Origin of the sequence: Pseudomonas soli, from assembly GCF_021283165.2 — a bacterium.
Taxonomy (GTDB): domain Bacteria; phylum Pseudomonadota; class Gammaproteobacteria; order Pseudomonadales; family Pseudomonadaceae; genus Aquipseudomonas; species Aquipseudomonas soli.
Genome location: NZ_CP128543.1, coordinates 5624074 through 5639578 on the forward strand (window position 1 = coordinate 5624074; position 15505 = coordinate 5639578).

General features: G+C 63.9%; 14 protein-coding genes. 6 read left to right on the forward strand and 8 right to left on the reverse strand.

The genetic code is table 11. The annotated features are described in order from the left end of the window. Positions 1-110: 110 nt before the first annotated feature. Both gbdR and LU688_RS25900 read right to left on the reverse strand, forming a co-directional pair. On the reverse strand, positions 111-1217 hold the full coding sequence (gbdR, locus tag LU688_RS25895) for a choline metabolism transcriptional regulator GbdR (RefSeq protein WP_046853807.1): 1107 nt from the start codon (positions 1215-1217) through the stop codon (positions 111-113). A gap of 389 nt (positions 1218-1606) precedes the next feature. Further along, positions 1607-2983, reverse strand: coding sequence for an L-serine ammonia-lyase (locus tag LU688_RS25900; RefSeq protein WP_094011003.1), 1377 nt, complete (start codon positions 2981-2983; stop codon positions 1607-1609). Positions 2984-3427: 444 nt separating this feature from the next. On the opposite strand from LU688_RS25900, the gene LU688_RS25905 reads away from it, so the two are divergent. The 3 genes from LU688_RS25905 to choV all read left to right on the forward strand — a co-directional run bounded on the left by LU688_RS25905 (position 3428) and on the right by choV (position 6480). Next, entirely contained in the window at positions 3428-4375 is a 948-nt protein-coding gene (locus LU688_RS25905; protein WP_023629855.1) for a choline ABC transporter substrate-binding protein, read from the forward strand. A gap of 81 nt (positions 4376-4456) precedes the next feature. Further along, the gene (gene choW, locus LU688_RS25910) at positions 4457-5305 is read left to right on the forward strand and encodes a choline ABC transporter permease subunit (RefSeq protein WP_172402369.1); all 849 of its coding nucleotides are present in this window, start codon (positions 4457-4459) and stop codon (positions 5303-5305) included. After that, positions 5302-6480 (forward strand): choline ABC transporter ATP-binding protein, encoded by a 1179-nt coding sequence (choV, locus tag LU688_RS25915; protein ID WP_023629857.1) that lies wholly within the window; start codon positions 5302-5304, stop codon positions 6478-6480. Before choW ends, choV begins: the two co-directional genes overlap by 4 nt. A gap of 36 nt (positions 6481-6516) precedes the next feature. Here the strand turns inward: choV and hisF are convergent, their stop codons facing one another. From hisF to LU688_RS25945, 6 genes are all read right to left on the reverse strand, one after another. Beyond that, positions 6517-7287 (reverse strand): imidazole glycerol phosphate synthase subunit HisF, encoded by a 771-nt coding sequence (gene hisF, locus LU688_RS25920; protein ID WP_023629858.1) that lies wholly within the window; start codon positions 7285-7287, stop codon positions 6517-6519. A 9-nt stretch (positions 7288-7296) separates the two neighbouring features. Next, positions 7297-8034 (reverse strand): 1-(5-phosphoribosyl)-5-[(5-phosphoribosylamino)methylideneamino]imidazole-4-carboxamide isomerase, encoded by a 738-nt coding sequence (gene hisA, locus LU688_RS25925; RefSeq protein WP_046853804.1) that lies wholly within the window; start codon positions 8032-8034, stop codon positions 7297-7299. Between the two features lie 27 nt (positions 8035-8061). After that, positions 8062-8322, reverse strand: a complete 261-nt coding sequence (locus LU688_RS25930) for a DUF2164 domain-containing protein (protein ID WP_023629859.1) — start codon at positions 8320-8322, stop codon at positions 8062-8064. Further along, positions 8323-8961 carry an imidazole glycerol phosphate synthase subunit HisH gene (hisH, locus tag LU688_RS25935; protein ID WP_046853802.1) on the reverse strand — a complete coding sequence of 213 codons (639 nt, stop codon included), beginning with the start codon at positions 8959-8961 and terminating at the stop codon, positions 8323-8325. Further along, positions 8962-9555, reverse strand: a complete 594-nt coding sequence (gene hisB, locus LU688_RS25940) for an imidazoleglycerol-phosphate dehydratase HisB (protein WP_028688464.1) — start codon at positions 9553-9555, stop codon at positions 8962-8964. It abuts the gene before it with no gap. Between the two features lie 224 nt (positions 9556-9779). After that, the gene (locus tag LU688_RS25945; RefSeq protein WP_046853801.1) at positions 9780-11438 is read right to left on the reverse strand and encodes an OFA family MFS transporter; all 1659 of its coding nucleotides are present in this window, start codon (positions 11436-11438) and stop codon (positions 9780-9782) included. A gap of 421 nt (positions 11439-11859) precedes the next feature. Here LU688_RS25945 and LU688_RS25950 point away from each other — a divergent pair, with 421 nt between their 5' ends. From LU688_RS25950 to LU688_RS25960, 3 genes are read left to right on the forward strand one after another with little or no spacing between them, the layout of a single operon-like run. Then, positions 11860-14109, forward strand: coding sequence for an AsmA family protein (locus LU688_RS25950; RefSeq protein ID WP_094011001.1), 2250 nt, complete (start codon positions 11860-11862; stop codon positions 14107-14109). After that, positions 14106-15173 (forward strand): A/G-specific adenine glycosylase, encoded by a 1068-nt coding sequence (mutY, locus tag LU688_RS25955; protein WP_160290616.1) that lies wholly within the window; start codon positions 14106-14108, stop codon positions 15171-15173. Before LU688_RS25950 ends, mutY begins: the two co-directional genes overlap by 4 nt. Continuing rightward, positions 15170-15442 carry an oxidative damage protection protein gene (locus LU688_RS25960; protein ID WP_011536185.1) on the forward strand — a complete coding sequence of 91 codons (273 nt, stop codon included), beginning with the start codon at positions 15170-15172 and terminating at the stop codon, positions 15440-15442. The genes mutY and LU688_RS25960 overlap by 4 nt, the downstream gene beginning before the upstream one ends. Positions 15443-15505: the final 63 nt, after the last annotated feature.

Below are 15505 nucleotides of genomic sequence, written 5' to 3' on the forward strand. Positions count from 1 at the left end.
ATCAGGTCAAAAAAACAAAAAGCCCGGCCGCATTACGCGACCGGGCAACATGAACGACAACACTCCTTGGCTACCCCCTCCGCGTGTATTCCACAAAGGCAACGCGGAGCTCAGAGCCTCACACTGGCAAACGTCGACTCATTGCGCGCCTGGCTGAGCGCCGCCATCGGCCCGCTGTGGGGCGACAGCGCCATTGCCTGCGGGATCGGCATCATCGCCACCTGCTGGGTGGTGTTCGAGCCCACCCGTTCGTCACGCGGTGGAATGCCGAAGTATTCGCGATAGCACTTGGAGAAGTGCGGCGTGGAGACGAACCCGCACACCGAGGCCACCTCGATGATCGACATCGGCGTCTGCTTGAGCAGTTGCCGGGCGCGGATCAGCCGCAGCTTGAGGTAGTAGCGCGACGGCGAGCAGTGCAGGTACTTCTGGAACAGGCGCTCGAGCTGGCGCCGCGACACTGCCACATAGACCGCCAGTTCGTCGAGGTCGATCGGCTCCTCGAGGTTGGCTTCCATCAGCGCGACGATTTCCTGCAGCTTCGGTTGGTTGGTGCCAAGCATATGCTTGAGCGGCACGCGCTGGTGGTCCTGCTCGTTGCGGATGCGTTCGTAGACGAACATCTCGGAGATCGCCGCCGACAGCTCGCGGCCGTGGTCGCGGCTGATCAGGTGCAGCATCATGTCCAGCGGCGCGGTGCCACCGGAGCTGGTGAAACGGTTGCGGTCGAGGGTGAACAGGCGGGTGCTCATGTTCACCCGCGGGTAGGCCTCCTGCATTGCCGCCAGGCATTCCCAGTGCACGCTGCAATCGAAGCCGTCAAGCAGCCCGGCGCAGGCCAGCGCCCAGCTGCCGGTGCACACCGCGCCCAGGCGACGCGATTGGCGGGCCTGGGCCTGCAGCCAGGTGACGTGCTCGCGGGTGACAGTGCGCTGGATGCCAACGCCACCGCAGACAATCACGGTGTCCATTGGCGGCGCACTGTGCATGGCCGCGTCGGGGGTGATCTGCAGGCCGTCGCTCGCCCACACCTGGCCACCATCGACGGTCAGGGTGTGCCAGCGGTACAGCTCGCGACCGGAAAGCTGGTTGGCCATGCGCAGGGGTTCGACGGCCGAGGCCAGGGAAATGAGGGTGAAGTTGTCCAGCAGGAGAAAGCCGATGGACTGGGGTGCTGTGCGGTTCTGGGTTGGGGTCCCGGAGGTGTACGACGTCATCGCGATTTCTCCTCACACAATGCAGGGTGTGCTTCAGGCGAGCACTGTTCTTGTAATGGCCCCGTTTCGTATGCAGGGGCTTTGCCAATCTCAACGCAAATGGCATGCCTGAATTTGAACGCCCATCCAATAAAACCCAAAAGCGACGTCGGCATGCGCCTTCCAGCGGCGTGGGTGATGAGCGTCAGGTCAAACGCAAACAGGCGCGCCAGCGCCTCTGCGCGTCACTCCTGAGCAATTCGGTAGCACTTGTGGGAAGGTTGCCCAGATGCGACAGACTTAAGTGTCACCGACAACCAACCTGCTGGTAACGACAGGCGACGGCCGGTAGATGACAACCGCTGCGCCAGAATGTGGCGCATCGGTCACGTGTGGGCCAGAACGGCGCATCAGCATTCGATGACGCTGACCGCCAGGCCTCCGCGAGAGGTTTCCTTGTACTTGTCGTGCATGTCGGCGCCGGTGTCGCGCATGGTGCGAATCACCTGATCCAACGAGATGAAGTGTTCGCCATCACCGCGCAAGGCCATCTGCACGGCATTGATCGCCTTCACCGCGGCGATGGCGTTGCGCTCGATGCACGGGACCTGCACCAGGCCACCGACCGGGTCGCAGGTCAGGCCGAGGTTGTGTTCCAGGGCGATCTCGGCGGCGTTCTCCAACTGCGCCGGGGTGGCGCCAAGTACATCGGCCAAGCCTGCGGCAGCCATGGCGCAGGCCGAACCGACCTCGCCCTGGCAACCAACCTCGGCGCCGGAGATCGAGGCGTTCTTCTTGCACAGGATGCCCACGGCAGCAGCGCCGAGGAAGAAGTCCACCACGTTGGACTCATCCACCGCATCGGAGAAACGCATGTAGTAGTGCAACACCGCCGGGATGATGCCAGCAGCGCCGTTGGTGGGCGCGGTGACCATGCGCCCGCCAGCGGCGTTCTCTTCGTTGACCGCCAGGGCGAACAGGTTGACCCACTCCATGGCGCTCATGGTCGAGCCGATCACATTGGGCTTGCCCAGCTCCTGCAGGCTGCGGTGCAGGCGGGCGGCGCGGCGACGCACATTGAGCCCGCCGGGCAGGATGCCTTCATGCTTGAGGCCGTTGTTCACGCACTCCTGCATGGCTTGCCAGAGCTTGAGCAGGCCGGCGCGGATCTCGGCTTCGCTGCGCCAGACCTTTTCATTCTCCAGCATCAATTGCGACACGCGCAGGTCGTTTTGCTTGCACAGGCGCAGCAGTTCGGCGGCGCTGTCGAAGTCGTAGGGCAGCACGGTCTGGTCGGCGTCCAGCACGCCGCTGGCGGCCTGGGCGGCATCGACCACGAAACCGCCGCCCACCGAGTAATAGGTGTCGCGGTGCAGCTCGCCCGCCTCGCCTTCGGCAATCAGGGTCATGGCATTCGGGTGGTAAGGCAGGTTCTCGTCCAGCAGCAGCATGTCGCGGGTCCAGACGAACTCGACGGGCAGGCGATTATCGAGCTTGAGCACGTTGGTTTCGCGCAGGTCGGCGATACGTGGGGTGATCTGGCTGGGATCGATGGCGTCCGGCCATTCGCCCATCAGCCCCATGATCGTGGCGTTGTCGGTGCCGTGGCCGACACCGGTGGCCGACAGCGAGCCATACAGCCTCACTTCGATACGCCGTACCTGCTCCAGCTCGCCGCGCTCACGCAGCCCCTGGACGAACAGCGCAGCGGCGCGCATGGGGCCGACGGTGTGCGAGCTGGAAGGCCCGACACCGATCTTGAACAGGTCGAACACGCTGATGGCCATTGTCGAATCACCTCTTGCTGGGCTTGTCTCTGCGCGCCAGGCGCAGGGCGGAGCAACTGCTAGGCTGAAACAGTCGAGCCGCCTTGAATGCTCGCATCATCGGGCTTTTGCCCAGCCCTTCGCCGTCTGCAACCGACGTACTTTTGTCCAGCAGCGCCGCCGCTGCACGGGCCTTTCGTGCGCCGTTTTCCAGCGGCGGGACGACGCAAAAACCGAGGTATGGGGGTGGAAAAATCCAGTTGCGACATCGTCCGTACTGGATACGACCCGTCCTGTACTGGATACGACGCCACCAGTAGGCGATTGCCGAACGCTGGAGGATTATCGAAAGCGACTCGTATTGCACGGCCTCGCATCCTGCCCTCTGCAGGCCTGGTCGACCGGAGCCCTGAGAACGCCCGGCGGCCCACGCGAACCCGAAGATAAAATCACAGGAGTCCATCCATGAAAGGTTCACCCAAGCTGTTGCTGGTCGCGTTGCTGTCCGCTCCGCTGCTGGCCCAGGCCGCCGAACCCGAGCAGTGTCAGACGGTGCGGTTCTCCGATGTCGGCTGGACCGACATCACGGTCACCACCGCGACCACCAGCGTCGTGCTCGAAGCCCTGGGCTACAAGACCCACACCACCATGATCTCGGTACCGGTGACCTACAAGTCTCTGGCGACCGGCAAGGACCTCGACGTGTTTCTCGGCAACTGGATGCCGACCATGGAGAACGACATCAAGCAGTACCGTGACGCCGGCACCGTCGAGACCGTGCGCGCCAACCTGGAAAATGCCAAGTACACCCTGGCCGTGCCCCAGGCCTTGTATGACAAGGGCCTGAAGGACTTCGCCGACATTCCCAAGTTCAAGCAGGAGCTCAAGGGCAAGATCTACGGTATCGAACCGGGCAACGACGGCAACCGCACCATCCAGAAAATGATCGACGACAACGCCTTCGGCCTGAAGGACGCCGGGTTCCAGATCGTGCAGTCCAGCGAGGCGGGCATGCTGGCCCAGGTCGACCGGGCGCAGAAGCGTGAAGACGCGATCGTCTTCCTCGGCTGGGAACCGCACCCGATGAACACCCGCTTCAAGATGCAGTACCTGACCGGTGGGGATGCCTATTTCGGTCCCGACTTCGGCAAGGCCACCGTGCTGACCAACACCCGCAAGGGCTACGCACAGGAATGCGGCAACGTTGGCCAGCTGTTGAAGAACCTGTCGTTCGAGCTCAAGGATGAAAGCACCATGATGGGCTATGTCCTGGACGACAAGATGAAGCCCGAGGCGGCCGCTAAGAAATGGCTGAAGGACAACCCTGGCAAACTCGACGCCTGGCTCGCCGGCGTGACCACCGTGGATGGCAAACCCGGCCTTGAGGCGGCCAAGGCCAAACTGACGCAATAACGCAAGACGCCATGGCAACACCTCGGGGTGGGACCGTGCCCACCCCGGACTGATTTCAATCTTTGCAGGTGGAAGCTCGCTATCATGCTTATCGATCAGAAAATACCCCTGGGGCAGTACATCGCCTCATTCGTCGAATGGTTGACCCAGAATGGCGCCAGCTACTTCGACGCCATCGCCGCAGGCCTGGAGTTCATGATCCATGGGGTCACCAGCGCCCTGACCTGGTTCAACCCGTTCGTGCTCATCGCCCTGTTCGCCGCCCTCGCGCACCTGATCCAGCGCAAATGGGCGCTCACCGTCTTCGTCGCCCTGTCGTTCCTGCTGATCCTCAACCTGGGCTACTGGCAGGAGACCATGGAAACCCTGGCGCAAGTTACCTTCGCCACGGTGGTCTGCGTGGTCATCGGCGTGCCGCTGGGCATCGCCGCCGCGCACAAACCGATGTTCTACACCGCCATGCGCCCGGTGCTGGACCTGATGCAGACCGTGCCCACCTTCGTCTACCTGATCCCGACCCTGACCCTGTTCGGCCTGGGCGTGGTGCCGGGGCTGATCTCCACCGTGGTATTCGCCATCGCAGCGCCCATCCGCCTGACTTACCTGGGTATCTGCGACGTGCCGCAGGAGCTGATGGACGCTGGCAAGGCCTTCGGTTGCTCGCGCCGCCAGCTGCTGACCCGCATCGAACTGCCCCACGCCATGCCGAGCATCGCCGCCGGGGTGACGCAATGCATCATGCTGTCGCTGTCGATGGTGGTGATCGCCGCCCTGGTCGGCGCCGACGGCCTGGGCAAACCCGTGGTCAACGCACTGAACACCGCCGATATCTCCCTGGGCTTCGAAGCGGGCCTGGCCATCGTGCTGCTGGCGATCATGCTCGACCGTATCTGCAAGCAACCGGAGCTGCCGGTAAGGGGTGAGGCATGAGCATCATTCGTTTCGAAGACGTCGACGTCATCTTCTCCAGCAAGCCGCGCGAGGCGCTGGCCCTGCTCGACCAGGGCAAGACCCGCGAGCAGATCCTCAAGCAGACGGGCCTGGTGGTCGGCGTCGAAAAGGCCAACCTGGACATCAACAAGGGCGAGATCTGCGTACTGATGGGCCTGTCCGGCTCGGGCAAGTCCAGCCTGCTGCGCTGCATCAACGGCCTCAACACCGTGAGCCGCGGCAAGCTGTTCGTCGAGCACGAAGGCAAGCACATCGACATCGCCCACTGCACCCCGGCAGAACTAAAGATGATGCGCACCAAGCGCATCGCCATGGTGTTCCAGAAGTTCGCCCTGATGCCCTGGCTGACGGTGCGCGAGAACATCAGCTTCGGCCTGGAGATGCAGGGCCGGCCAGAGAAGGAACGGCGCAAGCTGGTGGATGAAAAGCTCGAGCTGGTGGGCCTGACCCAGTGGCGCAACAAGAAACCGGACGAACTCTCCGGTGGCATGCAGCAGCGCGTGGGCCTGGCCCGGGCGCTGGCGATGGACGCCGACATCCTGCTGATGGACGAGCCATTCTCGGCACTCGACCCGCTGATCCGCCAGGGTCTGCAGGACGAATTGCTGGCCCTGCAGAGCAAGCTGAGCAAGACCATCGTGTTCGTCAGCCATGACCTGGACGAGGCGCTGAAACTGGGCAGCCGCATCGCTATCATGAAGGACGGGCGCATCATCCAGTACAGCAAGCCGGAAGAGATCGTGCTCAACCCGGCCGACGAATACGTGCGCACCTTCGTCGCCCACACCAACCCGCTCAACGTGCTGTGCGGCCGCAGCCTGATGCGCAGCCTGGACAATTGCCGGCGGGTCAACGGTTCGGTGTGCCTGGACCCTGGCATCGACTCATGGCTGGACCTTGGCGAAGGCGGCTCGCTCAAGCGCGCACGCCAGGGCCAGAATGGCCTGGACATGCAGAACTGGGCGCCAGGGCAGGACGTCGGCTTGCTGGAGCGCAGGCCAACCGTGGTGCACGCCGATATCGGCATGCGCGAGGCACTGCAGATCCGTTATCAAACCGGCAACAAGCTAGTGCTGCAGGATAACGACAAGGTGGTGGGGATACTCGGGGATACCGAGTTGTATCACGCGTTGCTCGGCAAGAATCACGGGTGATTCAATTGGGGCCGCGTTGCGGCCCCAATCATTTTTTCAGCGTACGACAATACCGCGCGAAGCCATGTAGGCCTTGGCTTCCGGTACCGTGTACTCGCCAAAGTGGAAGATGCTCGCCGCCAGCACCGCGCTGGCATGCCCTTCCAGGATACCGTCGGCCAGGTGCTGCAGGTTGCCTACGCCACCGGAAGCAATCACCGGGATCCCCAGTGCATCGCTGATGGCGCGGGTCACGCCCAGGTCGAAGCCATTCTTCATGCCATCCTGGTCCATGCTGGTAAGCAGGATCTCGCCAGCCCCCAGGCCTTCCATCTTCTTCGCCCACTCCACCGCATCCAGCCCGGTAGGCTTGCGCCCGCCGTGGGTGAAGATCTCCCAGCGCGGGGTTTCACCCGGGCCGGAGACTTTCTTGGCGTCGATGGCAACGACGATGCACTGCGAACCGAAACGGTCCGCCGCCTCGCCCACGAACTCCGGGTTGAACACCGCGGCGGTGTTGATCGACACCTTGTCGGCACCGGCGTTGAGCAGGTTGCGGATGTCCTGCACGGTGCGCACGCCACCACCCACGGTCAGCGGGATGAATACCTGGCTGGCCATGCGCTCGACGGTATGCAGGGTGGTGTCACGGCCATCGACGCTGGCGGTGATGTCGAGGAAGGTGATCTCGTCGGCGCCCTGCTCGTCGTAGCGCCGGGCGATCTCCACCGGGTCGCCGGCATCGCGGATGTTCTCGAACTTGACGCCCTTGACCACCCGGCCGTTATCCACGTCCAGGCAAGGGATGATGCGCTTGGCCAGTGCCATGGTCGCTCCTCAGCCTTGGTAGTTGTCGCAGAAGGCCTGGGCCTCGGCGACGTCGAGGGTGCCTTCGTAGATGGCACGGCCGGTGATGGCGCCGATGATGCCTGGTGCCTTGGCGTCCAGCAGGGCCTTGATATCGCCCAGGTTGTGGATGCCGCCCGAGGCGATCACCGGAATACGCGTGGCTTCGGCCAGGGCCTTGGTGAAGGGCACGTTGCAGCCCTGCATCATGCCGTCCTTGGCGATGTCGGTGTAGACGATCGCCGAGACGCCATCGGCCTCGAAACGCTTGGCCAGGTCTATGACCTGCACGCTGCTCACTTCGGCCCAGCCGTCAGTGGCGACGAAACCGTCCTTGGCGTCCAGGCCGACGATGACCTTGCCAGGGAACGCCTTGCACGCTTCGGCGACGAACTCAGGCTGCTTGACCGCCTTGGTGCCGATGATCACGTAGCTGACACCAGCCTTGACGTAGTGCTCGATGGTTTCCAGCGAGCGAATGCCACCGCCGATCTGGATCGGCAGGGTCGGATAGCGCTTGGCGATAGCCGTGACCACTTCACCGTTGACCGGCTGGCCTTCGAAAGCGCCGTTTAGGTCGACCAGGTGCAGGCGGCGGCAACCACCCTCGACCCATTTGGCGGCCATGCTCACCGGGTCGTCGGAAAATACCGTGGAGTCTTCCATGCGGCCTTGGCGCAGGCGTACGCAGGCACCGTCCTTGAGATCGATAGCGGGGATAATCAGCATGTGAGGAACCTGTCTAATCGTTGGAATTCAGGGCTTCTCGAGCGCCCACAGGTCGCTTTCGATGCTCTCGAACCGCTCCTTGAGGTGCAGCTGAACATCGGCAATCGCCCTGTTGTAGTAATGGGGTGCAATCTCTTTGCTGAACAGCTCGAGGACCTCGGCCACCTCGAACGACCCCAGCTCCAGCTCGAAGCGGTCTTCGAGAAAGCGCTTGAGCGTGTCGAGCGCCTCGCGCTCCTGCTCCGGGGTCAGGGTGATGATCGGGGCCTTGGTCTTCGATCGGCTCATTTACCAGCGCCCGTCCCAGGCGACGAAGTTCTGCAGCAGCTGCAGGCCATGGGTATGGCTCTTCTCCGGGTGGAACTGCACGGCGAAGCGCGAACCTTCGGCCAGCGCGGCGGCGAAATCGACGCCGTAGTGGCCGCGACCGACCACCTGGCCCGGCTTGCCGGCCTCGATGAAGTAGCTGTGCACGAAGTAAAAACGCGCACGGTCGGGGATGTCATGCCACAGCGGGTGGTCGATGGTCTGGCCGACTTCGTTCCAGCCCATGTGCGGCACCTTCAGGTGCTCGCCGTCTTCCTTCAGGTCTTTACCGAAAAAGCGCACCTGGCCGGGGAACAGGCCGATGCAGTCGACACCGTCGTTTTCCTCGCTGCGCTCGAGCAGGGCCTGCATGCCTACGCAGATGCCGAGGAACGGGCGGTCCTGGCTGACTTCTCGCACCAGGCTGTCGAAGCCCAGGCGGCGGATCTCGGCCATGCAGTCGCGGATCGCGCCGACGCCCGGGAACACCACGCGGTCGGCTTCACGAATCACCGCGGCATCGCTGGTCACCAGCACCTTGCCGGCGCCCACATGCTCCAGGGCCTTGGCCACCGAGTGCAGGTTGCCCATGCCATAGTCGATTACGGCTACCGTCTGCATTTACAGGCACCCTTTGGTGGACGGCATCTGCCCGGCCATGCGCTCGTCGAGGGTAACGGCCATGCGCAGCGCGCGGCCGAACGCCTTGAACACGGTCTCGATCTGGTGGTGGGTGTTGTGGCCACGCAGGTTGTCGATATGCAGGGTCACCAGGGCATGGTTGACGAAGCCCTGGAAGAACTCCTGGAACAGGTCGACATCGAAGCCGCCCACGGTGGCGCGGGTATACGGCACGTGCATCTGCAGGCCCGGACGACCGGAGAAGTCGATGACCACGCGCGACAGGGCCTCGTCCAGCGGCACATAGGCATGGCCATAGCGGAAGATGCCTTTCTTGTCGCCGATGGCCTGGGCGAATGCCATGCCCAGGGTGATGCCGACGTCCTCGACGGTATGGTGGTCGTCGATATGCAGGTCGCCCTTGCACTCGATGTCCAGGTCGATCAGCCCATGCCGAGCGATCTGGTCGAGCATGTGTTCAAGGAAAGGCACGCCGATTTCAAATCGGGCCTTGCCGCTGCCATCGAGGTTGATCGAGCACTTGACCTGGGTTTCCAGGGTATTGCGCTCGACGGAAGCCTTACGTTCGACCATCACCAGCTCCGCAAAATCATTGGGCGAAAAGGGCTCCATTATAGGCCCAGAACGCGCCAGCTTGAAACGCGGATGACATATGGCAGGGCTAGTAATTCGGGGGTGGGAGAGACCTACAGGTCTATACAAGCAGATTTTTCTGTTGACCCCATCGCGGTGCGCCGATGCGACTTGCCCCGCGACAGGGCCCTTGAAGCCAGCCAGTCAGCCAGCCGTGTCATCCATCAATGAAACAGCACCGCAGTCTTCTGCAGGGTGATCCACACCCCCCAGGCCAGCGGAATCACCACCACCGCCCAGGCCACCAGCACCAGCGGCAGGCTGCCCGGCGCCGCGTGCCACTCCAGCGAACGCGCGGAATCGGCGCCCTTGTCATGGCTCAGCGCGCGCTCGGCCGCCAGTTCGGCGTCGGTCATGAAGTACTTGTCCGCCACCGGGCGTACCAGCATGTTGCAGATGAACCCCAGCACCAGCAGGCCGGCCAGGATGTACAGGGTCATGTCGTAGGCCGCGGCCCGCTCCACGCCCGCCGCCAGCTGCGCCTCGCGCAGGTAGGTGATCAGCACCGGGCCGAGTACGCCGGCCGCCGCCCAGGCAGTCAGCAGGCGACCATGGATGGCACCGACCATCTGCGTGCCGAACAGGTCGGCCAGGTACGCCGGCACGGTGGCGAAGCCGCCGCCGTACATCGACAGGATGATGCAGAAGGCCGCCACGAACAGCGCCACGTTGCCGATGTGACCCATGTTCGGCACCAGACTGTAGAGCCCCACGCCCAGGGCGAAGAACGCGAAGTAGGTGTTCTTGCGGCCGATATAGTCGGAGAACGACGCCCAGAAGAAGCGCCCGCCGATGTTGAACAGGCTCAGCAGGCCGGTGAAACCGGCGGCAATCGCGGCAATCTGCGCCAGTTGCGCGGCATTCAGCTCACTGAAGGTCAGCTCGTTGCCCAGCAGCTTGCCGGCGAACACTTCCTGCAGCAGTGGCGAAGCCATGCCGAGAATGCCGATACCGGCCGAGACGTTCAGGCACAGCACCAACCACACCAGGGCGAACTGCGGGGTTTTCCAGGCCACGCTCACATGCACGTGGCGGTCGGTAACCATGGCGTTGGCTTTCTTCGCCGGCGGTGTCCAGCCTTCGGGCTTCCAGCCGGTTGGCGGCACTCGGTAGGCCAGGGCGCCCGCGGTCATGAACACGAAGTAGATCGCGGCCATGGCGACAAAGCTCTGCCATACGCCCACCTCGGTCGCGCTGCCGAAGTGGCCCATGAGCGCGGTGGCCAGAGGAGCGCCCACCATGGCACCTCCACCAAAGCCCATGATCGCCATGCCGGTGGCCATGCCGCGCTTGTCCGGGAACCACTTGATCAGGGTAGACACTGGCGAAATGTAGCCAAGGCCCAGGCCGATCCCGCCGATCACCCCCGAACCCAGCCACATCAACCACAGCTGGTGGGTCTTCACGCCAATCGCCGAGATCAGCAAGCCGCCGCACCAGCACAGTGCCGAGACCAGGCCGGCCTTGCGCGGGCCGGCGTGCTCCAACCAGCCACCAAGTACCGCGGCAGAGCAGCCGAGGAACACGAAGAACAGGGTGTAGATCCAGCTGAGCATGGAGATCGGCCAGTCGCACTCGGCGCTGAACAGACGGGCGACGAAGCCCATGTCGGCGGCGCAGGCCACTGGCGCGCTGACACCCAGGGCCTGGGACAGCGGCAGCCAGAACACCGAGAAGCCATAGGCCATGCCGATGCACAGGTGAATGGCCAGGGCCGCCGGCGGCACCAGCCAGCGGTTGAAGCCCGGGCGGGCGATGATGCGCTCCTTCGACAGGAAGCCCGGCGTGCTCGCCGCCGCTCCCGCCGTGATACTGCTGTTCATGGATTGATCCTTTTGTAGGTGGGCTGTGCGCGTGGACGGCTCTGTATGGCTGCACGCAAGGCAGCCCGGCCGCTTCAGGCATCACCCGCGACAATGGGTCGCGGGGCTCCACGGGCGGGCGCAAGATTACCAGCAGCGGGTGACATGAAAGCAATCTGATATCGTGTTTTTTTTGTCAACTGAAACGATCAATCCGCTATCGGTGGCGTCTGCATCGCCAGCAAGCCGGCTCCCACAGGGACAACGCAAGTCTTGAGGCCTGCGCGGTCGCTGTGGGAGCCGGCTTGCCGGCGATGAGGCCAGGACAAGCAATAAATGAACTGCTGCCATTGCCACTGTCGAAATGTCGGATACGCAGAGCCAAGTGCCACAGCGCTATACTCGCCGCTGAAATTCATAATCGGACTACAAGGACTCGCCCATGAAAGCGTTCGGCAAAATCCTGGGGCTGGGGCTTCTCGGGTTGTTGCTGATCATCGTGGCGCTGGGCTTCGCCCTGACCCACCTATTCGATCCCAACGACTACAAAGAAGAAATCCGCCAGCTGGCCCGTGACAAGGCCCACGTGGAACTGACCCTCAACGGCGACATCGGCTGGAGCCTGTTCCCCTGGCTGGGCCTGGAACTGCACGAGGCCAGCATCGCCACGCTGAAAAACCCCAAGGTGCCATTCGCCGACCTGCAGATGCTCGGCCTGTCTGTACGCGTGCTGCCGCTGCTGCGCCGTGAAGTGCAGATGAGCGACGTGCGGGTCGAAGGCCTCAACCTGACGCTGACCCGCGATGCCAACGGCCATGGCAACTGGGAAGACATCGGCAAGCCATTGCCGGACCCGGCGATCGCCAACGCGCCGACAAGCACGCCCGATGCAAGCTCAGCGACGGAACCTGCCAAGCCGGAAAGTGGCGAGCGCTCGGTCAAGCTCGATATCGACAGCCTGACCGTCAACAACGCCCGCGTGCTTTATACCGACGAGAAAGCCGGCCAGACCTACGGCGCAGAAAGCATTCAGTTGAGCACCGGCCCCGTGCACGAAGGTGTGAACATCCCGCTCAAGGCCAGCGCCTTCCTCAGCGCCAGCCAGCCGAACCTGAAGGCGCGTACCGAACTGACCGGCGAACTGCGCTTCGACCGGCGTCTCAAGCGCTACAACCTCGAGGACATGCGCCTGTCTGGCGAAACCTCGGGCGAGCCACTGGCCGGCAAGACCATGACCTTCGCCGCCCAAGGCCAGGTGTTGGTCGACCTGGCGGCCAATGTCGCCTCATGGAGCGGCCTGAAGGTCTCGGCCAACCAGTTGCGCGCCCTGGGCGAGCTGAACGTGCGCGACCTCGACAAGACGCCGCAGGTCAGCGGCGGCCTGTCCATCGCCCAGTTCGACCTGCGCACCTTCCTCGACGGTATCGGCCACCCGCTGCCCGCCACCGCCGACGCGGCAGCGTTCAAGAAGCTGGAACTGGTCACCCGCCTGCAAGGCACGCCGAACAGCATCGCCCTCGAAGACCTGGCGGTGAAGCTGGACGACAGCACCTTCACCGGCCGGGTCGCCGTGGAAGACTTCGCCAAGCAGGCCCTGCGCGTGCGCCTCAAGGGCGACAAGTTCGACGCCGACCGCTACCTGCCGGCCAAGAGCGAGGAAGCCAAGGGTGCCACCGCTGCGCGCCAGGCCGAGGTCAAGCAGCAGGAAGCCACTGCCGTCGCCGGCGCCGGCTCCACGCCGCTACCCGACGCACCGACGCAAGTCGCCTGGAGCAGCGACAAGCTGCTGCCGGTCGATCGCCTGCGCGCCCTCGATCTGCAGGCCGACCTGTCGTTCGGCGCCCTGACGCTGGACAGGCTGCCGATCAGCGACGCGCAGCTGACCGCCAGCGGCCAAGGCGGCCTGGTCACCCTGCAGACCCTGCGCGGCGCCTTGTACAACGGCACCTTCGAGGCCAAGGGCACCGTGGATGTACGCCCTGCCGTGCCGCAGATCGGCGTGAACACCAAGATAAACCGCGTGCCAGTCGAACATTTCATCAAGCGTGAATCCCCGGAACAGGCACCGCCGGTCAAGGGCCTGCTGACCCTGAACAGTGACCTCACCGCTACCGGCAACAGCCAGAAGGCACTGGTCGATACGCTCAATGGCAATGCCAGCTTCACCATCAACGACGGCGTGCTGGTCAATGCCAACCTGGAACAGCAACTGTGCCAGGCCATCGCCACCCTCAACCGCAAGCAGCTCAGCGGCGAACCCCGTGGCAAGGACACGCCGTTCCAGGAGCTGCGCGGCAGCCTGGTAATGCGTAACGGCGTGGCCAGCAATCCGGACCTCAAGGTGCGTATCCCGGGCCTGACCGTCAACGGCCACGGTGACCTCGACCTGCGCGTGCTGGGCATGGACTACAACGTCGGCGTGGTCGTCGAAGGCGACCAACGCGCCATGCCCGACCCGGCCTGCCAGGTCAACGAGCGCTATGTCGGCGTCGAAGTGCCGCTGCGCTGCCGCGGCCCGCTGGAGTTGGGTGCCAAGGCCTGCCGCCTGGACCAGGACGGCCTGGGCAAGGTTGCCGCCAAGCTTGCCGGCAACCGCCTCAAGGACAAGATCGATGAAAAGCTCGAAGAGAAACTCGGAGACAAGGTGAGCCCTGAACTCAAAGATGCATTGAAGGGGCTGTTCAAGCGATGACACCCCAGCAGTTCTCCAGCGCCGTGCTGGACTGGTACGACCAGCACGGTCGGCATGACCTGCCCTGGCAACAGGGCATCACCCCGTATCGGGTGTGGGTGTCTGAAATCATGTTGCAGCAGACCCAGGTCAGCACCGTGCTCAACTACTTCGACCGCTTCATGCAGGCCCTGCCCACCGTGCAGGCGCTGGCCGAGGCGCCGGAGGACGAGGTGCTGCACCTGTGGACGGGCCTGGGCTACTACACCCGTGCCCGTAACCTGCAAAAGGCCGCTAAGATCGTCGTCGAGCGACATGGCGGCGAGTTCCCGCGCAGCGTCGAGCAGCTCACCGAGCTGCCCGGTATCGGCCGCTCCACCGCCGGGGCCATCGCCAGCATCAGCATGGGCATCCGCGCGCCGATCCTCGACGGCAACGTCAAGCGCGTACTGGCCCGCTTCACCGCCCAGGCCGGGTACCCGGGCGAGCCGAAGGTGGCCAACCAGCTGTGGGCCAGCGCCGAGCGCTTCACACCGATGACCCGGGCCAACCACTACACCCAGGCGATGATGGACATGGGCGCGACGCTGTGCACGCGCAGCAAGCCCAACTGCCTGATCTGCCCGTTGCAACGCGGTTGCGAAGCGCACCTGCACGGCGAAGAGACCCGCTACCCCGAGCCCAAGCCGCGCAAGGCCCTGCCCCAGCGCAAGACCCTGATGCCGCTGCTGACCAACCACGAAGGCGCGATCCTGCTCTATCGTCGGCCCTCCACCGGCCTGTGGGGCGGCCTGTGGAGCCTGCCGGAGCTGGACAGCCTCGAGCAGCTCGAAGACCTCGCCTACCAGCACGGCCTGCGCCTGGCCGGCAGCCAGGCGCTCGACGGACTGACCCACACCTTCAGCCATTTCCAGCTGGCCATCGAGCCATGGCTGGTGCGTGTCGACCCCCTCGGCGCGCACGTGGCCGAGCCCGACTGGCTCTGGTATAACCTCGCCACCCCGCCGCGCCTGGGCCTCGCCGCCCCGGTCAAGAAGCTGCTGCAACGCGCGGCCGACGAACTGATTGCAGGAGAGAAGCGATGACCCGCACCGTGAAGTGCCGCAAGTACAACGAAGAACTCCCAGGCCTCGACCGCCCACCCTACCCGGGCGCCAAGGGCCAGGACATCTTCGAGCACATCTCGCAGAAGGCCTGGAAGGAGTGGCAGGACCACCAGACCATGCTGATCAACGAGAAGCGCCTGAACATGATGAATGCCGAGGACCGCAAATTCATCCAGGCCGAGATGGACAAGTTCTTCGCCGGTGAAGACTACGCCCAGGCCGAAGGCTACGTTCCACCCTCGAATTGACCCCAGAAAACGTAACCGACGGAATTAATTTAAATTTTTTTGAAAAAGTCGTTGACGGCCTCT

What these genes read in the sequence shown, in the direction of transcription:
- LU688_RS25930 (WP_023629859.1), bottom strand. Translation starts at nt 8,322, where the DNA reads ATGAGCCGATCGAAGACCAAGGCCCCGATCATCACCCTGACCCCGGAG.
- gbdR (WP_046853807.1), bottom strand. Translation starts at nt 1,217, where the DNA reads ATGACGTCGTACACCTCCGGGACCCCAACCCAGAACCGCACAGCACCC.
- LU688_RS25945 (WP_046853801.1), bottom strand. Translation starts at nt 11,438, where the DNA reads ATGAACAGCAGTATCACGGCGGGAGCGGCGGCGAGCACGCCGGGCTTC.
- choV (WP_023629857.1), top strand. Translation starts at nt 5,302, where the DNA reads ATGAGCATCATTCGTTTCGAAGACGTCGACGTCATCTTCTCCAGCAAG.
- LU688_RS25950 (WP_094011001.1), top strand. Translation starts at nt 11,860, where the DNA reads ATGAAAGCGTTCGGCAAAATCCTGGGGCTGGGGCTTCTCGGGTTGTTG.
- hisA (WP_046853804.1), bottom strand. Translation starts at nt 8,034, where the DNA reads ATGCTGATTATCCCCGCTATCGATCTCAAGGACGGTGCCTGCGTACGC.
- LU688_RS25900 (WP_094011003.1), bottom strand. Translation starts at nt 2,983, where the DNA reads ATGGCCATCAGCGTGTTCGACCTGTTCAAGATCGGTGTCGGGCCTTCC.
- mutY (WP_160290616.1), top strand. Translation starts at nt 14,106, where the DNA reads ATGACACCCCAGCAGTTCTCCAGCGCCGTGCTGGACTGGTACGACCAG.
- hisF (WP_023629858.1), bottom strand. Translation starts at nt 7,287, where the DNA reads ATGGCACTGGCCAAGCGCATCATCCCTTGCCTGGACGTGGATAACGGC.
- hisH (WP_046853802.1), bottom strand. Translation starts at nt 8,961, where the DNA reads ATGCAGACGGTAGCCGTAATCGACTATGGCATGGGCAACCTGCACTCG.
- LU688_RS25960 (WP_011536185.1), top strand. Translation starts at nt 15,170, where the DNA reads ATGACCCGCACCGTGAAGTGCCGCAAGTACAACGAAGAACTCCCAGGC.
- hisB (WP_028688464.1), bottom strand. Translation starts at nt 9,555, where the DNA reads ATGGTCGAACGTAAGGCTTCCGTCGAGCGCAATACCCTGGAAACCCAG.
- LU688_RS25905 (WP_023629855.1), top strand. Translation starts at nt 3,428, where the DNA reads ATGAAAGGTTCACCCAAGCTGTTGCTGGTCGCGTTGCTGTCCGCTCCG.